The sequence below is a fragment of the Inediibacterium massiliense genome, assembly GCF_001282725.1.
Taxonomy (GTDB): domain Bacteria; phylum Bacillota; class Clostridia; order Peptostreptococcales; family Thermotaleaceae; genus Anaerophilus; species Anaerophilus massiliensis.
In genome coordinates this window covers 42,750-63,076 of the sequence record NZ_LN876583.1, presented here as the reverse complement: position 1 = coordinate 63,076, position 20,327 = coordinate 42,750, and the positions used below count along the sequence as shown (strand labels likewise).

At 32.9% G+C, this 20,327-nt stretch carries 23 protein-coding genes and 1 pseudogene; all 24 read left to right on the top strand.

What is annotated here, in order from left to right:
- Positions 1-99 precede the first annotated feature (99 nt).
- The 24 genes and pseudogenes from BN2409_RS00725 (at position 100) to BN2409_RS00615 (ending at position 20,081) form a co-directional block, all read left to right on the top strand.
- Positions 100-1,266 (top strand): cation:proton antiporter, encoded by a 1,167-nt coding sequence (locus BN2409_RS00725; RefSeq protein WP_242847888.1) that lies wholly within the window; start codon positions 100-102, stop codon positions 1,264-1,266.
- 238 nt (positions 1,267-1,504) lie between these two features.
- Positions 1,505-2,221 (top strand): ZIP family metal transporter, encoded by a 717-nt coding sequence (locus BN2409_RS00720; RefSeq protein ID WP_053954747.1) that lies wholly within the window; start codon positions 1,505-1,507, stop codon positions 2,219-2,221.
- Between the two features lie 30 nt (positions 2,222-2,251).
- Positions 2,252-3,337 (top strand): L-threonylcarbamoyladenylate synthase, encoded by a 1,086-nt coding sequence (locus BN2409_RS00715; RefSeq protein WP_330375347.1) that lies wholly within the window; start codon positions 2,252-2,254, stop codon positions 3,335-3,337.
- A 4-nt stretch (positions 3,338-3,341) separates the two neighbouring features.
- Entirely contained in the window at positions 3,342-3,797 is a 456-nt protein-coding gene (locus tag BN2409_RS00710) for a low molecular weight protein arginine phosphatase (protein ID WP_053954746.1), read from the top strand.
- Positions 3,798-3,882: 85 nt separating this feature from the next.
- Entirely contained in the window at positions 3,883-4,329 is a 447-nt protein-coding gene (gene rpiB, locus BN2409_RS00705) for a ribose 5-phosphate isomerase B (protein ID WP_053954745.1), read from the top strand.
- Between the two features lie 20 nt (positions 4,330-4,349).
- Positions 4,350-4,979, top strand: coding sequence for a uracil phosphoribosyltransferase (gene upp, locus BN2409_RS00700; RefSeq protein ID WP_053954744.1), 630 nt, complete (start codon positions 4,350-4,352; stop codon positions 4,977-4,979).
- A 372-nt stretch (positions 4,980-5,351) separates the two neighbouring features.
- Positions 5,352-5,798, top strand: coding sequence for a deoxycytidylate deaminase (locus BN2409_RS00695; protein WP_053954743.1), 447 nt, complete (start codon positions 5,352-5,354; stop codon positions 5,796-5,798).
- Between the two features lie 75 nt (positions 5,799-5,873).
- Positions 5,874-6,914 (top strand): glycosyltransferase family 4 protein, encoded by a 1,041-nt coding sequence (locus BN2409_RS00690; RefSeq protein ID WP_053954742.1) that lies wholly within the window; start codon positions 5,874-5,876, stop codon positions 6,912-6,914.
- A gap of 48 nt (positions 6,915-6,962) precedes the next feature.
- Entirely contained in the window at positions 6,963-8,084 is a 1,122-nt protein-coding gene (gene wecB, locus BN2409_RS00685) for a non-hydrolyzing UDP-N-acetylglucosamine 2-epimerase (protein ID WP_053954741.1), read from the top strand.
- Between the two features lie 114 nt (positions 8,085-8,198).
- Positions 8,199-8,846: a CoA transferase subunit A gene (locus BN2409_RS00680; protein ID WP_053954740.1), complete on the top strand. Its 648-nt coding sequence runs from the start codon at positions 8,199-8,201 to the stop codon at positions 8,844-8,846.
- Between the two features lie 3 nt (positions 8,847-8,849).
- Positions 8,850-9,500, top strand: a complete 651-nt coding sequence (locus BN2409_RS00675; RefSeq protein WP_053954739.1) for a 3-oxoacid CoA-transferase subunit B — start codon at positions 8,850-8,852, stop codon at positions 9,498-9,500.
- Between the two features lie 196 nt (positions 9,501-9,696).
- Positions 9,697-9,894 (top strand): AtpZ/AtpI family protein, encoded by a 198-nt coding sequence (locus BN2409_RS00670; protein ID WP_053954888.1) that lies wholly within the window; start codon positions 9,697-9,699, stop codon positions 9,892-9,894.
- Positions 9,895-10,017: 123 nt separating this feature from the next.
- Positions 10,018-10,422 carry an ATP synthase subunit I gene (locus BN2409_RS00665; protein WP_053954738.1) on the top strand — a complete coding sequence of 135 codons (405 nt, stop codon included), beginning with the start codon at positions 10,018-10,020 and terminating at the stop codon, positions 10,420-10,422.
- Positions 10,423-10,424: 2 nt separating this feature from the next.
- Complete coding sequence (atpB, locus tag BN2409_RS00660) at positions 10,425-11,123, top strand: F0F1 ATP synthase subunit A (RefSeq protein ID WP_053954737.1); 699 nt, start codon at positions 10,425-10,427, stop codon at positions 11,121-11,123.
- A gap of 28 nt (positions 11,124-11,151) precedes the next feature.
- Positions 11,152-11,418, top strand: a pseudogene (locus BN2409_RS17755) (ATP synthase Fo subunit C); the annotation flags it as partial.
- Positions 11,419-11,421: 3 nt separating this feature from the next.
- On the top strand, positions 11,422-11,709 hold the full coding sequence (gene atpE / locus BN2409_RS17750) for an ATP synthase F0 subunit C (RefSeq protein WP_334291707.1): 288 nt from the start codon (positions 11,422-11,424) through the stop codon (positions 11,707-11,709).
- Positions 11,710-11,753: 44 nt separating this feature from the next.
- Positions 11,754-12,023, top strand: a complete 270-nt coding sequence (gene atpE, locus BN2409_RS00650; RefSeq protein WP_053954735.1) for an ATP synthase F0 subunit C — start codon at positions 11,754-11,756, stop codon at positions 12,021-12,023.
- Between the two features lie 45 nt (positions 12,024-12,068).
- Positions 12,069-12,572: a F0F1 ATP synthase subunit B gene (atpF, locus tag BN2409_RS00645; RefSeq protein WP_053954734.1), complete on the top strand. Its 504-nt coding sequence runs from the start codon at positions 12,069-12,071 to the stop codon at positions 12,570-12,572.
- Positions 12,560-13,102 carry a F0F1 ATP synthase subunit delta gene (locus BN2409_RS00640; RefSeq protein WP_053954733.1) on the top strand — a complete coding sequence of 181 codons (543 nt, stop codon included), beginning with the start codon at positions 12,560-12,562 and terminating at the stop codon, positions 13,100-13,102. Before atpF ends, BN2409_RS00640 begins: the two co-directional genes overlap by 13 nt.
- A 13-nt stretch (positions 13,103-13,115) precedes the next feature.
- Positions 13,116-14,621 carry a F0F1 ATP synthase subunit alpha gene (atpA, locus tag BN2409_RS00635; RefSeq protein WP_053954732.1) on the top strand — a complete coding sequence of 502 codons (1,506 nt, stop codon included), beginning with the start codon at positions 13,116-13,118 and terminating at the stop codon, positions 14,619-14,621.
- Positions 14,622-14,659: 38 nt separating this feature from the next.
- Positions 14,660-15,520 carry an ATP synthase F1 subunit gamma gene (atpG, locus tag BN2409_RS00630; protein ID WP_053954731.1) on the top strand — a complete coding sequence of 287 codons (861 nt, stop codon included), beginning with the start codon at positions 14,660-14,662 and terminating at the stop codon, positions 15,518-15,520.
- A gap of 29 nt (positions 15,521-15,549) precedes the next feature.
- Positions 15,550-16,944, top strand: coding sequence for a F0F1 ATP synthase subunit beta (gene atpD, locus BN2409_RS00625; protein ID WP_053954730.1), 1,395 nt, complete (start codon positions 15,550-15,552; stop codon positions 16,942-16,944).
- 14 nt (positions 16,945-16,958) lie between these two features.
- Positions 16,959-17,363 (top strand): ATP synthase F1 subunit epsilon, encoded by a 405-nt coding sequence (atpC, locus tag BN2409_RS00620; protein ID WP_053954729.1) that lies wholly within the window; start codon positions 16,959-16,961, stop codon positions 17,361-17,363.
- Between the two features lie 315 nt (positions 17,364-17,678).
- The gene (locus tag BN2409_RS00615; RefSeq protein ID WP_053954728.1) at positions 17,679-20,081 is read left to right on the top strand and encodes an S-layer homology domain-containing protein; all 2,403 of its coding nucleotides are present in this window, start codon (positions 17,679-17,681) and stop codon (positions 20,079-20,081) included.
- The last annotated feature ends 246 nt before the right edge of the window (positions 20,082-20,327 follow it).

The following is a 20,327-nucleotide window of genomic DNA, read 5'->3' as shown; positions in this document are numbered from 1 at the left end:
CAACTTGAAAGAAAAAGAATGGAGTGATAAACTATAATCAGTATTTTTTAAAAATACAATCAATATAGTATATTCAAAAAATAAAATGGAAGAAGTGTGATGGATATGGATGCGAACTTTGATTTTCTGTTACACATTGGGATTTTGTTATTAGCAGCTAATATTGGGGGGATTATTAGTAAAAAATTAAAGCAGCCTGCAGTTTTAGGACAAATATTAGTAGGAATATTCTTAGGATTTGGTTTTTTAGAAAAAACACAGCTTATTCATGATTTGTCAGAGATTGGCGTTATTCTTTTGATGTTTACTGCAGGGCTTGAAACAGATGTCAATGAATTGAAAGCTTCGGGAAAATCTTCTACAGCAATTGCTATAACCGGAGTAAGTGTTCCTATGCTTATGGTTAGTGTTGTTTCTTATTGGATTACAAAAGATATGGTCAGCAGTTTGATGTTAGGTCTTATTGTTACTGCTACTAGTGTAAGTTTGACAGTTCAAACATTAAAGGAATTAGGACAGTTAAAGACAAAGCAAGGGGTAGCCATCTTAGGAGGAGCTATTATTGATGATGTAATAGGAATCATTCTCTTGACAGTAGTGATAGGAATGTTAAGACCTTCTCAAGAAAGTAGTGTCATGATCGTTATTGGAAAAATATTTTTCTTTTTTGTTATGACATTATTGATAGGATTTGTTTTATTAAAGGTTATTCATAAAATTAAAAGAAAAGGACGAGTTGCTTCTTATAGTTTAATTTGTTGCTTATTTCTTGCTTATTTATCAGAAAAAATGGGAGTTGCAGCTGTAACAGGTGCATATTTTATGGGAGTTATTTTTTCAATGACCCACTATCACAATAAAATTACTCATGATATACAAATTATATCAGAGACAGTATTTACTCCTATTTTCTTTGTAGGAATAGGATTAGGAGTGCAAATAGATGCTATTGGGGATGGATTTTGGTTTGGAATGTTGATTGTATTTTTAGCTATTTTAGGAAAAATAGTAGGATGCGGATTTGGAGCAAAATTGACTGGTTTTAAAGGAAGACAGGTGCTTCAGATTGGAATAGGAATGGTTCCAAGAGCTGAAGTTGCCATTATTATTGCAAATCTTGGATTTAAAATGAATTTTATTGGACATAAAGAATTTGCATCAGCTATTTTGTTGGTGGTTGTTACGACCCTTATTACTCCTTCTCTATTAAAATGGGCTTTTAAGGGAAAAGAGGTAGAGGAGTTTTCAGAAGTAAGGGATGTTTAAATAAATTTGATTGTTTATATGCTTCAATTAAGAGGTTTGCTAAAAACTATATAAAATCCATGGTATTCGTATTGTATGAGACCTAATGGATTTTATATAGTTTTTTTATTGCAATAATTTTTTAACCGTCTCTGCTGATCTTTACTTAACAATCAATTTGTGAACGATCTATTACTGTTTACTGGGAATTTTTTAAAATAGAGTGAATAGATATATTAGGAAGGATAGGAGGGATATTATGGATAAAATATGGATGATTACTTTAATAGGGACATTAGTAGGGGTAGTAGGTACAGGTATGGGCGGATTTTTTGCTTTTTTGATGAAAAAACCTACTCATACTTTTTTAAGTTTTGTATTAGGTTTATCGAGTGGATTGATGCTTTCTATTGTATGCTTTGATTTAATCCCAGAATCAATAGATTTGGGAAATATATGGATGAGTATAATAGGAATTTTGGCAGGAGTGGGAATCATTATTTTATTTGAAGGATTGATCAAAGGGGAAAAAGAAAATATTGTTAAAACAGGGATATTAGTTGGAATTGGAGTAGCCGTTCATAATTTTCCAGAAGGGTTAGCCATAGGTTCTGCCTTCGTGGCCACTCAAAAGCTTGGCATAGGACTCGCAATTGTAATTGCAATACATAATATGCCAGAGGGAATCTCTATGGCAGCTCCCATGCGTGTAGGAGGAATACATAGAGTAAAAGCATTTTTATATACCTTGTTTGTAGGAATACCTATGGGGATAGGGGCTTTTGTGGGAGCATATTTAGGAGAAATTTCTCAAAGTTTTATTGGATTTTGTCTTTCTTTTGCAGGAGGAACTATGCTTTATATTACTTGTGATGAATTAATTCCTAAGTCTAAAAGTTTAAAAGGAAAAAACAGATCTAGTGTGGGATTTATAATAGGATTTGTTTTAGGAGTAATCCTTACAAAAAAGCTATAGTGTTACAAAAACTTAATTTGGTGTATAATAATGAAAGAAATTTATGAAGAAAAGGTGAACAAAATGATAGAAACAAAAATTATTAATATGAATCCAGAAAATATAGAAAAAGAGAAATTAAAGTCTCCAGCACAAGTTTTAAGAAATGGTGGAACAGTGGCTTTTCCAACAGAGACTGTTTATGGTTTAGGAGCAAATGCTTTAGATGAAGAAGCTGTTAAAAAAATATTTAAAGCGAAAGGAAGGCCTTCTGACAATCCACTGATTGTACATATTTCTAGAGTGGAAGAATTGAATGGACTGGTAAAAGAAATTCCACCAAAGGCAAAAATATTGATGGAAAACTTTTGGCCAGGACCTTTGACTATTATTTTTGAAAAAACAGATAAAATTCCTTATGCCATTACAGGAGGACTAGAAACGGTAGCTATTAGAATGCCGTCCCATCCTATTGCTAATGAACTCATTTATATGGCTCAGGTTCCAGTGGCAGCTCCTAGTGCAAATATTTCTGGCAAACCTAGTCCTACAAAGGGAGAGCATGTGATTCATGATTTAAATGGAAAAGTAGATGTGATCATTAGTGGAGGAAGCTGTGATGTAGGACTTGAATCTACTGTGGTAGATGTTACAGAAGAACCTATGATCCTAAGACCTGGTGGCATTACAAAGGAACAATTAGAAAAGGTTCTAGGATTTATAAAAGTAGATAAAGCTATTGAAACAGGAGATACAACTATGGTTCCTAAGGCTCCTGGAATGAAATATACTCATTATTCGCCAAAAGCTGATGTGATTATTATAGAAGGTTCTTTAGATGAAATGGTAGATTATATAAAAAAAATAAAGCTAGAAAAAGAAAAAGAAGGTCTTTCTGTGGGGATTATGTGTACGGATGAAACAAAAGATTTTTATGAAGGTGTAGTCTTATCTATGGGAAGTAGAAAAGATTTATCTACCATTGCCAATCATTTATTTGATATTTTACGTAAATTTGATGAAGAAAATATAGATATTATATTTGCAGAAAGCGTAGAAAAGAAATTTTTAGGACATGCAGTGATGAATAGAATGATCAAAGCTGCAGGATATCATGTGATTCAGATTGGAGAGTGAGAAAATGAGAAAAATCCTATTTGTATGCACAGGAAATACTTGCAGAAGTAGTATGGCACAAGCTTTATTTACAAAAATATTAGAGGAAGAGAATGTCAAGGATGTAGAGGTTATATCTGCTGGAACATCAGCTTTTAGTGGACAAGGGGCATCTTTTGGGGCAATAGAGGCTATGAAGGAAAAAGGGATCTGTCTACAAAATCATCAAGCAACGCTTCTGACAAAAGAACTTATAGAAGATTCAGATTTGATCCTTACTATGACACAAAATCATAAGATGCAGGTGCTTTATATGATGCCGAAAGCTTCTGATAAAACATATACCTTAAAAGAATATGCAGAAGATAGGAAGGAAAGAATAGATATATCTGACCCTTTTGGACAAAGTATAGATGTATACAAAGCATGTGCTAGGGAAATAGAAAAATCATTAAGAATGCTAGCAAAAAAAATAAAATAAGGAAGAAATTAAACAAGTAAAAGACTTGACAATCTAGAAATTGTAGCATAAAATCAAAACGGCTAATAAGGAATGGAGGGCGTTTATGATTGCTTTAGGAAGTGACCATGGAGGATACAATCTAAAAGAAACCATTAAAGCATACTTAGAGGAAAACAATATTCCTTGCAAAGATTTTGGAACAAACTCTACAGAATCTGTAGATTATCCAGAGTTTGGTGCAAAGGTAGCAGAAGCTGTAGTATCTAAAGAATGTGAGAAAGGTATTATATGTTGTGGAACAGGAATAGGAATTTCTATATCTGCAAACAAAGTACCAGGGATTAGATGTGCAGTAGTATCTGATACTTTTTCAGCACAAATGTCGAGAGAACATAATAATGCAAATATCCTTGCATTGGGAGAACGGGTAATAGGAAAAGGATTGGCATTGGAAATTGTAAAAGTATGGTTAAGTACAGAGTTTGCAGGTGACAGACATCAAAGAAGAATAGACAAAATTACTGATATTGAGAAAAAATATAATAGATAATAAGAGAGGAGCTGCATAGGATGAGTAATGTTTTTGTAATGGATCATCCTTTGATTCAACACAAACTAACTTTATTAAGAGATAAAAATACAGGATCAAAAGAATTTAGAGAAGTAGTAAAGGAAATCTCTATATTGATGGCATATGAAGTGACAAGATCTCTTCCTTTAGAAGAGGTAGAAATAGAAACTCCTGTATGCAAAACAAAAGCAAAGGTGCTAGCTGGGAGAAAATTAGGAGTTGTTCCTATTTTAAGAGCAGGACTTGGAATGGTAGATGGAATGTTAAGTTTAATTCCAGCAGCAAAGGTAGGACATGTTGGACTTTATAGAGATCCAGAAACTTTAGAGCCTGTAGAATATTATTGTAAACTTCCAGCAGACGTTCATGAAAGGGAACTAATTGTAGTAGATCCTATGCTTGCTACTGGAGGATCTGCTAATGCGGCGATTCAATTTATTAAAGATAAAGGTGCTACAAATATAAAATTTGTATGTCTAATTGCAGCACCAGAAGGAATAAAAGCTGTTTGTGAGGCTCATCCTGATGTAGATATTTATGTAGCATCTATAGATGAAAAATTAAATGAGCATGCATATATTATTCCAGGACTTGGAGATGCAGGAGATCGTTTATTTGGAACAAAGTAGTTTTTTTATAGACAAAGCCATAAAAAACGTCACTAAATTTTCAAATTTGGAAAATATATAGAAACGGTCGAAAATAGCATTACAAACTCGCTGTGCTCAAACAGTGTAATGCTAATGATTTTCTCACTTATTCTATATTTTCACAAATTCTTAATAATTGTTCCTTATTTTTATGACTTTGTTAAATATAGTTTGTCAACAGTCTGACTAAGCCTATTTATAGGCTTAGTTTTTTTTTGGGGGATTCACAAAAAATAAAAAAGAGCATATAATAATGTGATGAGCTTTTTTATGACAAAATAAAAGGAAAAATAATGTATATGAAGAATATATAAATGAAACTCTTATCATACTAAAGAGGAGGAGAAAAGAATGCGTCCAAGCTGGGATGAATATTTTATGAATATAGCAGAAATTGCAAAAACGAGATCTACTTGTTTAAGAAGACAAATAGGAGCAGTTATTGTAAAAGATAAAAGAATTTTATCTACAGGATACAACGGAGCTCCATCGAATACTGCTCATTGTCTAGATATAGGATGCTTAAGAGAAAAAAGAAATATTCCATCAGGACAAAGACATGAGCTTTGTAGAGCTTTACATGCAGAACAAAATGCTATGATTCAAGCAGCTTATCATGGAGTAAGTGTACAAGGAGCTACATTATATTCTACCTTGCAACCTTGTGTATTATGTGCAAAAATGGCTATTAATGCAGGAATTAAAAAAATTGTTTTTAAAGGGAATTATCCAGATGAATTATCTATGGATATTTTAGAAGAAGCAGGAATAAAATTGATACAATTTGATGACAAGTAGACAAAAATCATTGAGTTATTTTAAATTTTCATGTAAAATGACATTGGATACTTATATAAATAAGGAGTGTTTTTTGTGAAACAATACTTTTTAGTGTTTTTCATAGGGGCTTTTGTGTCTTTTTTGATGACACCCTTGGCAAAAAAATTAGCTTGTAAAATTGGAGCCATAGATATTCCAAAAGATGATAGAAGAGTACATAAACAACCTATTCCTAGAATGGGTGGTTTAGCCATCTATTTTGGATTTATGATTAGTGTTTTGATGAATTTGCCAGTGATTGATAAGCCTATGATTGGGATGTTTATTGGAGGAACTTTTATTGTACTTATGGGCATTGTAGATGACTTAAGACCATTATCTGCTAAAACTAAATTAATGGGACAAATTGTAAGTGCTTTGATTTTAGTATATTGTGGTCTTAGAATAGGAATGCTCAATATTCCTTTTATAAAGGAACCTATTGTATTTCCTATTTGGGCAAGTATTATGATTACAATTTTTTGGGTTGTAGGAATTACCAATACACTAAATTTAATAGATGGATTAGATGGACTAGCAGCAGGAGTGGCAAGTATTGCAGGAGCTTCTCTTTTTTATGTAGCTATCGTGAATGGCAGGGATATTACGCCACTTATGACAATGGCTATTGTAGGAGCTTGTATCGGATTTTTACCTTATAATTTTAATCCAGCTAAAATTTTTATGGGAGATACAGGGTCACTATTCTTAGGATACATGCTTGCGGCCATATCTATTCATGGAGCAGTAAAAGGAGCAACAGCTATTGCAACAGTGATTCCCGTTTTAGCTTTAGGACTTCCTATATTTGATACAACCTTTGCTATTTTAAGAAGAATGATCAATGGCAGACCTATTATGGAACCTGATAAAGGACATTTGCATCATAAACTTTTGGCAACTGGAATGGGACAAAAAAGAACAGTTTTGGTGCTGTATGGAATTAGTGCTATATTTGGAGCAAGTGCTGCACTTATGAGTGATAGTACATCGTGGGATATTTTACTTATTGTCATTGCAACAAGTGCTTTGATGTATATTAGTATAGGTATGCATAAAGAAGTGCAAAAACAAAAAAGTAGCCATAAAGAATAGCCAGGATAATTCCTGGCTTTTTATATAATAGGAACAAGGGGGATGAAAATGGAAAAATTAAAAATAATGTCTGTATTTGGGACAAGACCAGAAGCTATTAAAATGGCTCCTGTAGTAAAAGCTTTAGAAAAAGATGAAAAAATAGAATCTATCGTATGTGTGACAGCACAGCATAGACAGATGCTTGATCAGGTTCTTTCTTTATTTGATATTACACCAGATTATGATTTAAATATTATGAAAGCAGGACAAAGCTTAGGAGAAATTACTACAAGGGCCCTTATGGGACTTGAAGGTGTAATTAAAGAAGTAAAGCCTCATATGATTTTAGTTCATGGCGATACGTCCACTACTTTTGCAGGAGCCTTGGCAGCTTTTTATCAGCAGGTAAAGGTAGGACATGTAGAAGCAGGACTAAGAAGCCATAATATGTATTCTCCTTATCCTGAGGAAATGAATAGAAGCTTGACAGGAAGACTGAGTCATATTCATTTTTCTCCTACAAAGGGAAATGAAGAAAATCTACTAAAAGAAGGAATAGAAAAAGAAAAAATTATAATTACTGGAAATACTGTAATTGATGCACTTCTTCAAGTAGTTCGTCCTGATTATCACTTTGAAGATGAAAGACTAAATCAAATTGATTATGAAAATAAGAAAGTTATATTATTAACAAGTCATAGAAGAGAAAATTTAGGAAAGCCTATGGAAAATATTTTTACAGCTGTAAAAGAAATTGTTCTTGAAAATGAAGAGGTAGAAGTAGTGTTTCCAGTCCATTTAAATCCAAAGGTAAGAGAGTTGGCTTATGGAATTTTAGGAGATGTAGAAAGGGTACATCTGATTGAACCATTAGATTATGAACCTTTTGCAAACTTAATAGGAAAATCTTATTTGATTTTGACAGATTCAGGAGGAATTCAAGAAGAAGCTCCATCTTTAGGAAAACCAGTACTAGTTCTTAGAACAGAAACAGAAAGACCAGAGGCAGTAAAGGCAGGAACAGTAAAAATGGTAGGAGTTGAAAAAAAAGAAATTTATGATCTTACTTCTACATTGATTCATGACAAAGAATATTATGAACAAATGGCCAATGCAGTGAATCCTTATGGAGATGGGCAAGCATCTTGTAGAATAGTTGAACATATAAAAAAATACTTTAAAATATAAAAATCTACAAAAGTGGACATTATATTAAAAAGATTTAAAAAAAATGTCCAAAAATTATTTAGTTATGATAAAATGGTAAGGGCTGGGCATGAGTAATTAATGGAGGTGTATTTTGTGAATAAAATAGTAACATTAGAAGAAGCTATGAGTCATATTAAAGATGGAATGACAATTATGATAGGTGGATTTATGGCAGCTGGAACACCAGAAAAGTTTATGGATGCTTTAGTAGAAAAGGGATTAAAAAATTTAACAATTATTGGAAACGATGCAGGCTGGCCTGATAGAGGAATTGGAAAATTATTAATCAACAAGCAAGCAAAAAAATTGATTGCTTCTCACATTGGATTAAATCCAGAAGCAGGAAATCAAATGAATGCAGGAACACTTGAAGTTGAATTGACTCCTCAAGGAACTTTAGCTGAAAGAATTAGAGCAGGCGGAAATGGTTTAGGTGGAGTATTAACACAAACAGGAGTAGGAACTATTGTTGAAGAAGGAAAACAAAAAGTAGAAGTAGATGGAGAAGAATACTTATTAGAAAAACCATTAAAAGCAGACATTGCTTTAATTGGAGCTTCTATTGCAGATAAAAAGGGAAACCTATATTTTAATAAAGCAACAAAAAACTTTAATCCACTTATGGCTACTGCAGCAGATCTAGTAATTGTAGGAGCAGAAAAAATCGTTGAAGTTGGAGAAATTGACCCAAGTGATGTTATGACTCCAGGACTATTTGTAGATTATATGGTGGAGGTGTAGAAAATGAATGCAAAAGAAATTATTGCTAGAAGAGTTGCAAAAGAATTAAAAGATGGAGACGTTGTAAACCTAGGGATAGGTCTTCCTACTATGGTAGCGAACTTTATTCCAAAAGATATGGATGTAATGTTTCAATCTGAAAATGGATTTATAGGATTAGGATCCGTACCAGAAGAAGGAAAAGAAGATAAAGATTTAGTAAATGCTGGTGGACAACCAGTAACAGTAGTACCAGGTGCAGCTTTCTTTGATAGTTCAGTATCTTTTGGAATCATCAGAGGGGGACATGTAGATGCTACAGTACTTGGAGCATTACAAGTAGATGAAAAAGGAAATTTAGCAAATTGGATGGTTCCGGGAAAAATGGTACCAGGTATGGGTGGAGCTATGGACCTTGTAGTAGGAGCTAAAAAAGTAATCATTTCTATGACACATACTGCAAAAGGAAAAGCAAAAATATTAAAAGAATGTAATCTTCCACTTACAGCAGCAGGACAAGTAGATATGATTGTTACAGAAATGGGAGTTATGGAAGTAACAGATAAAGGGATTGTTTTAACTGAAATCAACCCAGAATATACAATAGAACAAGTACAAGAAGCTACAGAAGCAAAGTTAATCATTGCTGATGATTTAAAAAATATGGAAATATAATCAATTCCCAGTTGTATGGATGTATACAACTGGGAATTTTTATTGAATATATACTAAAAAAGTAGAAAAATGGTATAATAAAATTGTACAAAATTATAATGGGTAATAAATATATATGCTTGTATATTTCCCGATAGATGATATAATGATATAAGGGGAAGGATTTTTTTTTATGAGAAGATCGACTTTTCACATTATGAAGAATATAACATTAATTACACAAATAGGCATCAGCATGGTCATTCCAATCCTTGCAGGTGTATATGCTGGAAATTGGTTAGATGCAAAATTTAAAACAAATTTTATATTTTTATTGATTTGTATTATTTTAGGGATAGGCACATCTTTTTTACATGTTTATAAAATGGTCATGAGAGATTTTAAAAACAAGTAAAAATTTTTAGTTAAAAGTTTCACAATATTTCAATTCATTAGAAATCGGCCACGAAAACCTTTGGATACTTCAAAAGTCTACAAATGGTAAATATGAGGCACTCAGTAGAAAGGAAGTGACTCCTTGGGACATACATGGGCAGTACAAAAAAAAATTTTTACATATACCACAATGGTTATGATTGGTTTAAATGTTGGGTTTGCAATTTTTTTAAAACATCCTCAATCTATGATATTAGGCTTGGTATTTGGAACGGCTATTGGTATGTTAAATTTCAGAGCTTTAGCCATTACTTTAGAAAAAGCAGCTTTTATGGATCCAAGAAAAGCTCAAGTGTATACAGCAAGCCAATATTATATTCGGTACTTGATCAATGGAGTAGTAATTTTTGTATCTATTCGTGCTGATTATTTACATATCATTGGGGTAATAATAGGTTTAGTAATGATAAAATGTGTTATATTAGTTACAAATCTATTTAATGATTTATCATTTTATAAAAAAATTTTTGCAAGAAAGGAGGAATAATAGTGGAAGGAGGATTTGGACCAAATATTGTATTTACACTACCTGGAGGAATTCCTGTAACAGAAACAGTGACTACTACTTGGATTATTATGGCAGGTTTAATCATAATTTCTTATCTAGCCACAAGAAATTTTGAGAAAATACCTAAAGGAATGCAAAATTTTATAGAACTTGTGGTAGATGGAATTTATAGTCTCACAGGACAGACTATGGGAGACGATAAAATTGGTTTTGCACCTTACATAGGAACTATTATGCTGTTTATTGCATGTGCAAATCTATCAGGACTTCTTGGATTTAGACCTCCTACAGCAGATGTAAATACTACATTAGGTTTATCGCTTATTACTTTTTGTATGATTCATGGATTTGGAATGAAAAGTAAAGGTGTAGGAACTTACTTAAAAGGATTTACAGAACCATTCGTTGTAATGACTCCTTTAAATGTGATTGGAGAACTTGCAACTCCTGTTTCTTTAGCATTTCGTTTGTTTGGAAACATTGTAGGAGGAGTTATTATCATGAGCCTTTTGTATGGGGCTTTAGGAGCTTTTAGTACAAAACTTGGAATCAGTATACCAATACTTCAAGCCGCAATTCCTGCACCATTTCATCTTTATTTTGATTTGTTTTCAGGAATATTGCAGTCATTTATCTTCACAATGTTGACAATGGTATTTGTCTCCATGGCTATGGATTAATACTCCACTGAAAAAGGGAGGTGAAGAAATGGAAAATGCCAATTTTATGATACAATTTTTAAATTGGATTGCATCCTTTGATACAAAAGCTGTTATTTTAGCAGCCTCTGCTATAGGAGCAGGATTTGCAGTTATAGCAGGAATAGGACCTGGGATTGGACAAGGGTATGCAGCAGGTAAAGCTGCTGAAGCTACAAGTATGAATCCTAAAGATTCTAACCAATCTACTATGGTAATGCTTTTAGGAGCAGGGATTGCAGAGACTTCAGGGATTTTATCCTTAGTTGTAGCACTGATTATGCTTTTTGGAAATCCATTAGTAAGTCAAAAGGGAAGTGTATTTGTACTAGCAGCATCAGCAATTGGAGCAGGAATCTCTATGATTGCAGGGATAGGACCAGGAATTGGACAAGGATATGCAGCAGGAAAGGGAGCTGAAGCAGTTGGAAGAAGGCCAAAGCTTCAATCTACTGTCATAAAGACTATGTTGCTAGGTCAAGCAGTAGCCCAAACAACAGGGATTTATGCCTTGATTATTGCTTTATTGTTACTATTTGCAAATCCATTATTAAAGCTTTTAGGTTAGAAACAAAAAATAAAAATGATAAAAATTAAGAGGAGGAATACATAATGGAACCTATTACAGGAAAAGCATTAATATTAGCAGCATCAGCAATTGGAGCAGGTCTTGCTATGATCGCAGGGATAGGACCTGGAATTGGACAAGGGTATGCAGCAGGTAAAGGGGCTGAAGGAGTTGGAAGACAACCAGAAGCTCAAGGAGATATTATAAGAACTATGTTACTTGGTGCTGCTGTAGCAGAGACAACAGGTATTTATGGATTAATCGTTGCTTTAATTTTATTGTTTGCAAATCCACTAGTTAAGCTTTTGGGATAATGATTTAAAACAAAGGACCTACTAGAAAGGAGGCGCTAAAGAATTATGGGATTAGTATCATTACATGGATGGACATTAGTACTTCAATTGTTAAATACATTCATATTGTATATAGTACTTAAAAAGTTACTTTTTAAACCCGTAAAAGAATTTATGGAAAATAGACAAAACAATATTGTAAAGTCTATTGAAGAAGCAGAAAAGAAAAATAAATTTGCAGATGAGATGAAAAAAGAATATCAAGGAAGAATAGATTCAATAGAACAACAGGGAAGAAAAATGATAGAGGAGGCTTCTAAAAAAGCGGAACAAAGGGCTTCTTCCATCGTAAAAGAAGCAGAAGAAGAAGCTTCTAAAGTAATGAAAAGAGTACAAGAAGAAACAAAAAGAGAACATGAAAAATTAATTCATACATTAAAAGATGAAGTGGCTTCCCTTGCAGTTATGGCTGCTGGTAAAATTGTAAATGAAAACTTAAAAGAAGAAAATCATCAAAAATTAATCCAAGATTTTTTAGATGAGGTAGGAGATGCCAAATGGCAAAACTAATTGAAAAAACCTATGCTCAAGCTTTATTTGAAGTAGCCACTGAGATGAATGGGTTGGACTTATATAGGGAAGAATTATCTTTTATTGTAGAAACTTTCAAAACTTATCAAGAGTTTTCTATATTATATAATACACCTCAAATGAGTAAAGAAGAAAAGAAAGAAATGATAGAGGATGTATTTAAAAATCAAATCAGTAAAGAAGTAATGAACTTTTTAAAAATTCTTGTAGATAAAAATAGAACTACTGCTTTAGAAGGTATTAACAAAGAATACAAAAATCTTGTAAACAAGCATTATAATCAAGTAGAAGGGGTAGTTATTACAGCTATACCATTAAAGGATGAATATAAAGCTACCATAGAAGAAAAACTTTCTACCATTACGAAAAGTCAGGTGACACTTAAGAATGAAGTGGACTCATCCATCATAGGTGGAGTTTTCGTGAAAATAGAAGATCGAGTGATTGATCATACAATTAAAAATCGTTTGGATCAACTAAAAAAAGAACTTACGCAAATAATCGTTTAGGCGGTGATAAAAAATGAATCTCAGACCTGAAGAAATAAGCTCAGTAATTAAAGAGCAGATTAAAAGATATGAAAATAAATTAGAAGCAACAGATATAGGAACTGTTATTCAGGTGGGCGATGGAATTGCAAGAATTCATGGACTACAAAAATGTATGGCTGGAGAGCTTTTGGAGTTTTCTCATGAAGTCTATGGAATGGCCCTAAACTTAGAAGAAGACAACATAGGATGTGTACTTTTAGGATCTGATGAAAACATCAAAGAAGGAGACACTGTAAAGCAAACAGGAAGAATTGTAGAAGTACCTGTAGGGGATGCATTGATTGGAAGAGTTGTAAACTCTCTAGGTCAACCTATTGATGGAAAAGGCCCTATACAAACTCAAAAATATAGACCTATTGAAACAAATGCTCCAGGAGTTATAGAGAGAAAATCTGTTCATCAACCATTACAAACAGGAATTAAGGCTATAGATGCCATGACTCCTATTGGACGTGGTCAAAGAGAGTTGATTATCGGAGATAGACAAACAGGAAAAACTGCTATTGTAATTGATACAATACTTAATCAAAAAGAAGAAAATGTAATATGTATTTATGTCGCTATTGGTCAAAAAAAATCAACAGTAGCTCAAATTGTAAATACTCTACAAAATCATGGGGCAATGGATTATACCATTATCGTATCTGCTACTGCTAGTGAATTAGCACCCCTTCAATATATAGCACCTTATGCAGGCTGTGCCATGGGTGAAGAGTTTATGCATAGTGGAAAAGATGTACTTATTATTTATGATGATCTTTCAAAACATGCGGTTGCATATCGTGCCATGTCTTTATTACTAAAACGTCCACCAGGAAGAGAAGCTTATCCTGGAGATGTATTCTACCTTCATAGTAGACTACTAGAACGTGCTGCCAAATTAAATGATGATTTAGGTGGAGGATCAATAACTGCCTTACCAATCATTGAGACTCAAGCAGGAGACGTATCTGCTTATATTCCAACAAATGTAATTTCCATAACAGACGGTCAGATTTTCTTAGAATCAGAGCTTTTCTTTGCAGGACAAAGACCTGCAGTAAACTCAGGAATCTCTGTATCCAGAGTTGGAGGAGATGCGCAGCTTAAAGCTATGAAAAAAGTTTCATCAAAAATTAGATTGGAGCTTGCTCAATATAGAGAACTTGCAGCATTTGCTCAATTTGGTTCAGAACTTGATAAAGATACAAGAGAGAGATTGGAGCAAGGAGAAAGACTTATGGAGATCTTAAAGCAACCTCAATATGCTCCTATGAAGGTTGAGCATCAAGTAATGGTTATTTATGCAGCCATAAACAAATATTTAAGAGAAATTCCAGTAAAAGAAGTAAAAAGATTTGAATCTGAATTTATTGATTTTATGGATCAGAACCATCCAGAAGTAGGAAAAGAAATAAAAAGTACTGGAAAGCTTGAAAATGAATTAGAAGAAAAGCTAAAATCCGCCATAGAATCCTTTATAAAAAGTTTTAAGTAGCAAAGATCATATAGACCCCATTGTATGGAGGTGAATACATGGCAGGAATGGGTATGCGAGATATTAAAAGAAGAATCAAGAGTGTAAATAATACAAAGCAGATTACAAAAGCGATGGAGCTTGTATCTTCTGCAAAATTAAGACGTGCTAGAGAAAAAGCTGACACCTCAAGACCTTATTTTGAAACCATTCAAAAAACTGTAAAAGATATTTTTTCAAAAGGTAATGGAATAAGACATCCTTATGTGACTCAAAGAGAAGTCAAAAAAAGCTGTTACATTGTCATTACTGGGGATAGAGGCTTGTGTGGTGGATATAATGTCAATTCCATAAAAAAAGCAGTAGAAAATATGGACAATCAAGAAAATACATCTATTATTTCTATTGGTCAAAAGGCAAGAGATTATTTTAGAAATAGAAAATATACAATAGATGGAGAATTTGTGCATATATCAGAGAGCCCAACTTATGCAGATGCAAAAAAGATTGGGGAACTGGCAAGGAAATTATATGATAAAGAAATGGTAGACGAAGTTTACTTGGTTTATACGAAATTTATCAGTACTGTATCTCAAAATCCTGAAAGAATTAAGCTGCTTCCTTTAAGTGTAGAAAAGACAGATCAAAAGGAAGAAGAGTTTGAGTATATAGATTATCAACCATCTCTTGAAGGACTTTTAGGATATTTGGTTCCTCAGTACATAGAAAGTACCATCTATGGAGCGTTGGTGGAAGCTGCCGCAAGTGAACAAGCTGCAAGAAGAGTAGCTATGGAAAATGCTACAGATAATGCAGAAGAAATGATTGGAAAATTGACACTACATTATAACAGAGCACGTCAAGCGGCAATTACTCAAGAAATTGCTGAAATTGTTGGTGGAGCAGAAGCCCTTAAATAGCTCTACCAAAAGAAAGGATGTGAATGAACATGGCAAGTCATGTGGGAAAGATTGTTCAAATTATCGGTCCTGTTTTGGATATAAAATTTGCGCCAGGGAACCTTCCGAATCTACTCAATGCTATTGAAATCCATGTGGAAGGTAAAAAAATAGTTGCAGAAGTTGCACAACACATAGGAGATGATACAGTAAGGTGTATAGCCATGTCATCTACTGATGGACTAATTCGTGGAACAGAGGCAATCGATATGGGGGCTCCTATTTCTGTACCCGTAGGAAAAGAAACTTTGGGAAGGCTTTTTAATGTATTAGGAGAGACTATTGACTTAAAAGGTCCATCACAGGCTAAAGAAAAGCTTCCTATTCATAGAGCAGCACCTAAATTTGAAGAGCAAGAAACTTCTTCTGAAATATTTGAAACAGGAATTAAGGTAATAGATCTTATCGCACCTTATGCAAAAGGTGGTAAGGTAGGACTATTTGGTGGTGCAGGAGTTGGAAAAACTGTACTTATCATGGAGCTTATTAACAATATTGCAAAAGAACATGGAGGACTTTCTGTATTTGCTGGGGTTGGAGAAAGAACCAGAGAAGGAAATGACCTTTATCATGAAATGATAGAATCAGGAGTTATAGATAAAACTGCTATGGTATTTGGACAAATGAATGAGCCACCTGGAGCGAGAATGAGAGTAGCTCTAACAGGTCTTACAATGGCTGAATATTTTAGAGATCAAGCAGGACAAGATGTACTTTTATTTATTGACAATATATTTAGGTTCACTCAAGCAGGATCAGAAGTATCCGCTCTTCTTGGACGTATGCCAAGTGCTGTTGGATATCAACCAACATTAGCTACAGAGATGGGTGCATTACAGGAGAGAATTACATCTACAAAAAAAGGCTCTATTACATCTGTACAAGCTGTATATGTGCCAGCAGATGACTTAACGGACCCAGCTCCAGCAACTACATTTGCTCACTTAGATGCAACTACAGTACTTTCCCGTTCTATATCAGAGCTTGGAATTTATCCAGCAGTGGATCCTCTAGATTCTACATCAAGAATTATGGACCCTGCTATTGTAGGAGAGGAACACTATAGAGTATCTCGTCAAGTACAAGAAGTACTACAAAGATACAAAGAGCTTCAAGATATTATTGCAATCCTAGGAATGGATGAATTATCTGATGAAGACAAGCTTGTAGTATCTCGTGCAAGAAAAATGCAAAGATTCTTATCTCAACCATTCAGTGTTGCAGAGCAATTTACAGGAATGCAAGGAAAATATGTGCCTCTTAAAGAAACAATCAGAGGCTTTAGAGAAATTCTTGAAGGAAAGCATGACGATGTTCCAGAATCTGCATTTTTATATGTAGGAACTATTGAGGAAGCAGTTGAGAATGCTAAGAAAGAAAGTTAGGCAGGTGAATACAAATGGCTTCAACCTTTGAACTTGAAATTGTTACACCTGATAAAAAGTTTTTTGAAGGTTCTGTACAGCAAATTGTAGTTAGAACTACACAAGGGGATCTAGGAATTTTAAAAGATCACATGTCTACAGTAAGTCCTCTGCAAATTGGAATCATAAAGATTAAAGAAAACGGACAATATAAAGAGGCAACTTGTGCAGGAGGATTTATTCAAATAAAAGAAGACAAGACGACTATTATTACAGATGCTGCTGAGTGGCCAGAAGAAATAGATGAAAAAAGGGCACAGGAATCTTTAAAAAGAGCAGAGGAAAGACTTCAAAGTGGTAGCGAAGAGATAGATAAAAAAAGAGCACAAAGAGCATTAAAAAAAGCAGAAATAAGACTAAGAGTCATAAAAAAATCCTAACCTTATAAGGTTTAGGATTTTTTTTATTGAAAATCAGAAGGACAGGTACCGTGATTTAAATTTTACATTATACCTGTCTCTTGAATTATATACTGATTTACCTCATCAAACTTAAAAATTGAATGTTAAGAACATATGAAAAAATGAATATTTTTTAAAAAAACAAAAAAATAATCCTGATATATGTTAAAATACAAGTATATGTATATACTGTATTTTATTAACAAATAGAACAGGATATATACTTGAGGAGGTGAGAGGAATAGAGAGAAGGTAATTGAAAGGTGATATTTTATAAAAAAAGGAGGATAAAAAATGAAAGTAGGAAAGCAAAAAAAACGTGATTTAGCTATGTTGTTAGTGGTAGCTATGGTATTTAGTTTATTACCTATGGCATCACCAATAACAGCTGAGGCAAAGGAAACAGTAACAGGGGTAGTGTATGATCAAGTATATGCAGTAGATGAAATTGAAGATATTGAAGTAGATTTGGGTACAGAGTTTAAAAATATAGGATTGCCAGAAATAGTAACCGTAACACTTGAAGTTTATGATGAAAAGACAGGACAAAAAGACTATTCACACAAAGAATCAATAAAAGTAGAATGGCAATCAGAGGGGTACAAAAAAGATCAAACAGGTACATATACATTGAAGGGTGAATTAATACTTGAAGGAAATATTAAAAATGATGACATGCTAATGGCAGAAGTAAAAGTAATAGTAAAAGCAGCTGATCAACCGACAAAGCCTTCTAATGAAAAAGCAATAAAAGCATTTAGACTGAATGATAAATATATAGGAAGAATTGACGAAGATAAAAAAGAAATTACAGTAGCTGTAAATAAACAAGAAAATTTGAGCAATATGAAAACATACATAGAAGCATCAGAAGGTACAAAGGTTTCAATAGGAGACCAAGCATATACAGACAACATGGAAATAGATTTTAGCAATCCAGTAAAAATTACTGTAGTTGCAAAAGATGATTCAAAAGCAGAATATACAGTACATGTTGAACAAAAAGAAGTTGTAGTAATAGACAAGCAAACACCTGATGAAAATGGTAAAATAGACCTTGACCAAAAACTTCAAGTTAAAGATGGAAAAACTGATCCAGCCATAGTACCAATTGAAATAGAAAATTTAGGAGTAATAGAAATAAAATTACCAGCCCTAAATTTAGGAGAAGGAGAAAAACCTGTTATTGAAATTAAAAAACCACAATTGAATGTAAATAGACCTGTAAACGCTTTAAAAGTAGTAGTAACAGGTTTAGCAAAATTAGAAAATGTAGAATTGAATCTTCCTATTCCTAAAGAATTAGAAAATAAAGCTGTAGCAGGTTTTCATGATGGAGGAGCAGGACGTTGGGAATACAGAGAAGCAATTAGAAGTGGAAACAATGTTATTTTTAGTACAAACTTAAGTACGGTTTTAGTAGGAGAAGCAGTGTATGCACCTGAAAAATTAGAGATTGTAAGAATTGGAAGAAATGATGTTGTTTTAAAAGTTGAAAGAAATCTTAAAGCGGGAGAAAAACTTGAATTTTCAGTAAACGATAAAAAAGTGACAGCGCAAAAAGTAGAAAAAGGATATTTAATAACAGGTTTAAGTTCAAGTACAATATATAAATTTGGAGTAAGAGTAATTGATGCTGAGCAATTTGAATCAAATACAATAACTATAAAAGGTACAACTTTAAAAAAATCATCTTCTAGTAAAAGTAGTAGTAGTGGAAGTAGTACTTCAACCTCTGATAATACAATAAAAGCATCTGAATCTATGACTGTAAAAGAAAAAGGTGTTGTACTAGATATTCCTTCTAATGCAATGAGTTCAGACTTTAAAGTGAAAATTGAAAAAGTAAGTAATATTTCTAAACTACCTATGAATAAGAATGCAAAATTTGCTGGAGATGTATTTGAAATCACAAAAGATAAAGATGGTGATTTTAAAAAAGAAGTGAAATTAATATTGCCTTTTGATAAATCTAAAGTAGATTTTGAAAAATATGGTGTATCTCTTTTCTGGTTAAATGAAAAAACTGATAAATGGATAGAATTAGATCATATAAAAGTAAACAAATCTTCTGAAGAGGTAAGCGGACAAACAGATCATTTTACAAAGTTTGCAGTATTAGCTGTAGAAAAAAATATTGAAGAAGAAAAAGAAGAAGAAAAAGAAAAAGAAGAAATAGTAAATGTACTAACAGATATAAAAGGACATTGGGCAGAATCATTTATTAATGATTTAGTGAAAACAAAAGCAATTAGTGGATATCCAGATCAAACTTTTAAACCAGATAACAAGATTACAAGAGCTGAGTTTGCTACAGTATTAGTAAAAGCACTTGACTTAGAATTAACATCAGGAAAAGTATTTACAGATACACAAAATCATTGGGCAAAAGATTATATTTCAACAGCTTATGCAAAAGGTATAGTGAGTGGATATAATGAGAATACTTTTGGAGCTAATGATTTAATTACTAGAGAACAAATGGCAGTTATGGTTGTAAAAGCTATAGGATTAGATCAAGTAATAGGAAATGTTTCTTTTACAGATAAAGATCAAATTAGTTTATGGGCATTAGATGCAATTAGGGTAGCATCAATTCAAAAAATTGTTGGTGGATATGAAGATAATACTTTTAGGCCAAGTAATTATGCTACAAGAGCTGAAGCAGTAACTGTAATTATCAATGCAATAAACTAAACTATAAGATGAAATTACAAAGATATAAATAAAAAAGATCTCATAGAAAGACTAAGAAGTTAGTTTATCTATGAGATTTTTTTAGAAAGAATAAAATTAAATAGAACATGTACCATGATTGAAGTCTATCCTAGACAACAAAAGACCTCATAGATTAAAAGAAGTATTTGGTAGGGTTGGTTTATTTGAGTGTAAAATACTAGAAAAAATAATTGTAATAATTTCACAATAGAATTGATTTCACAA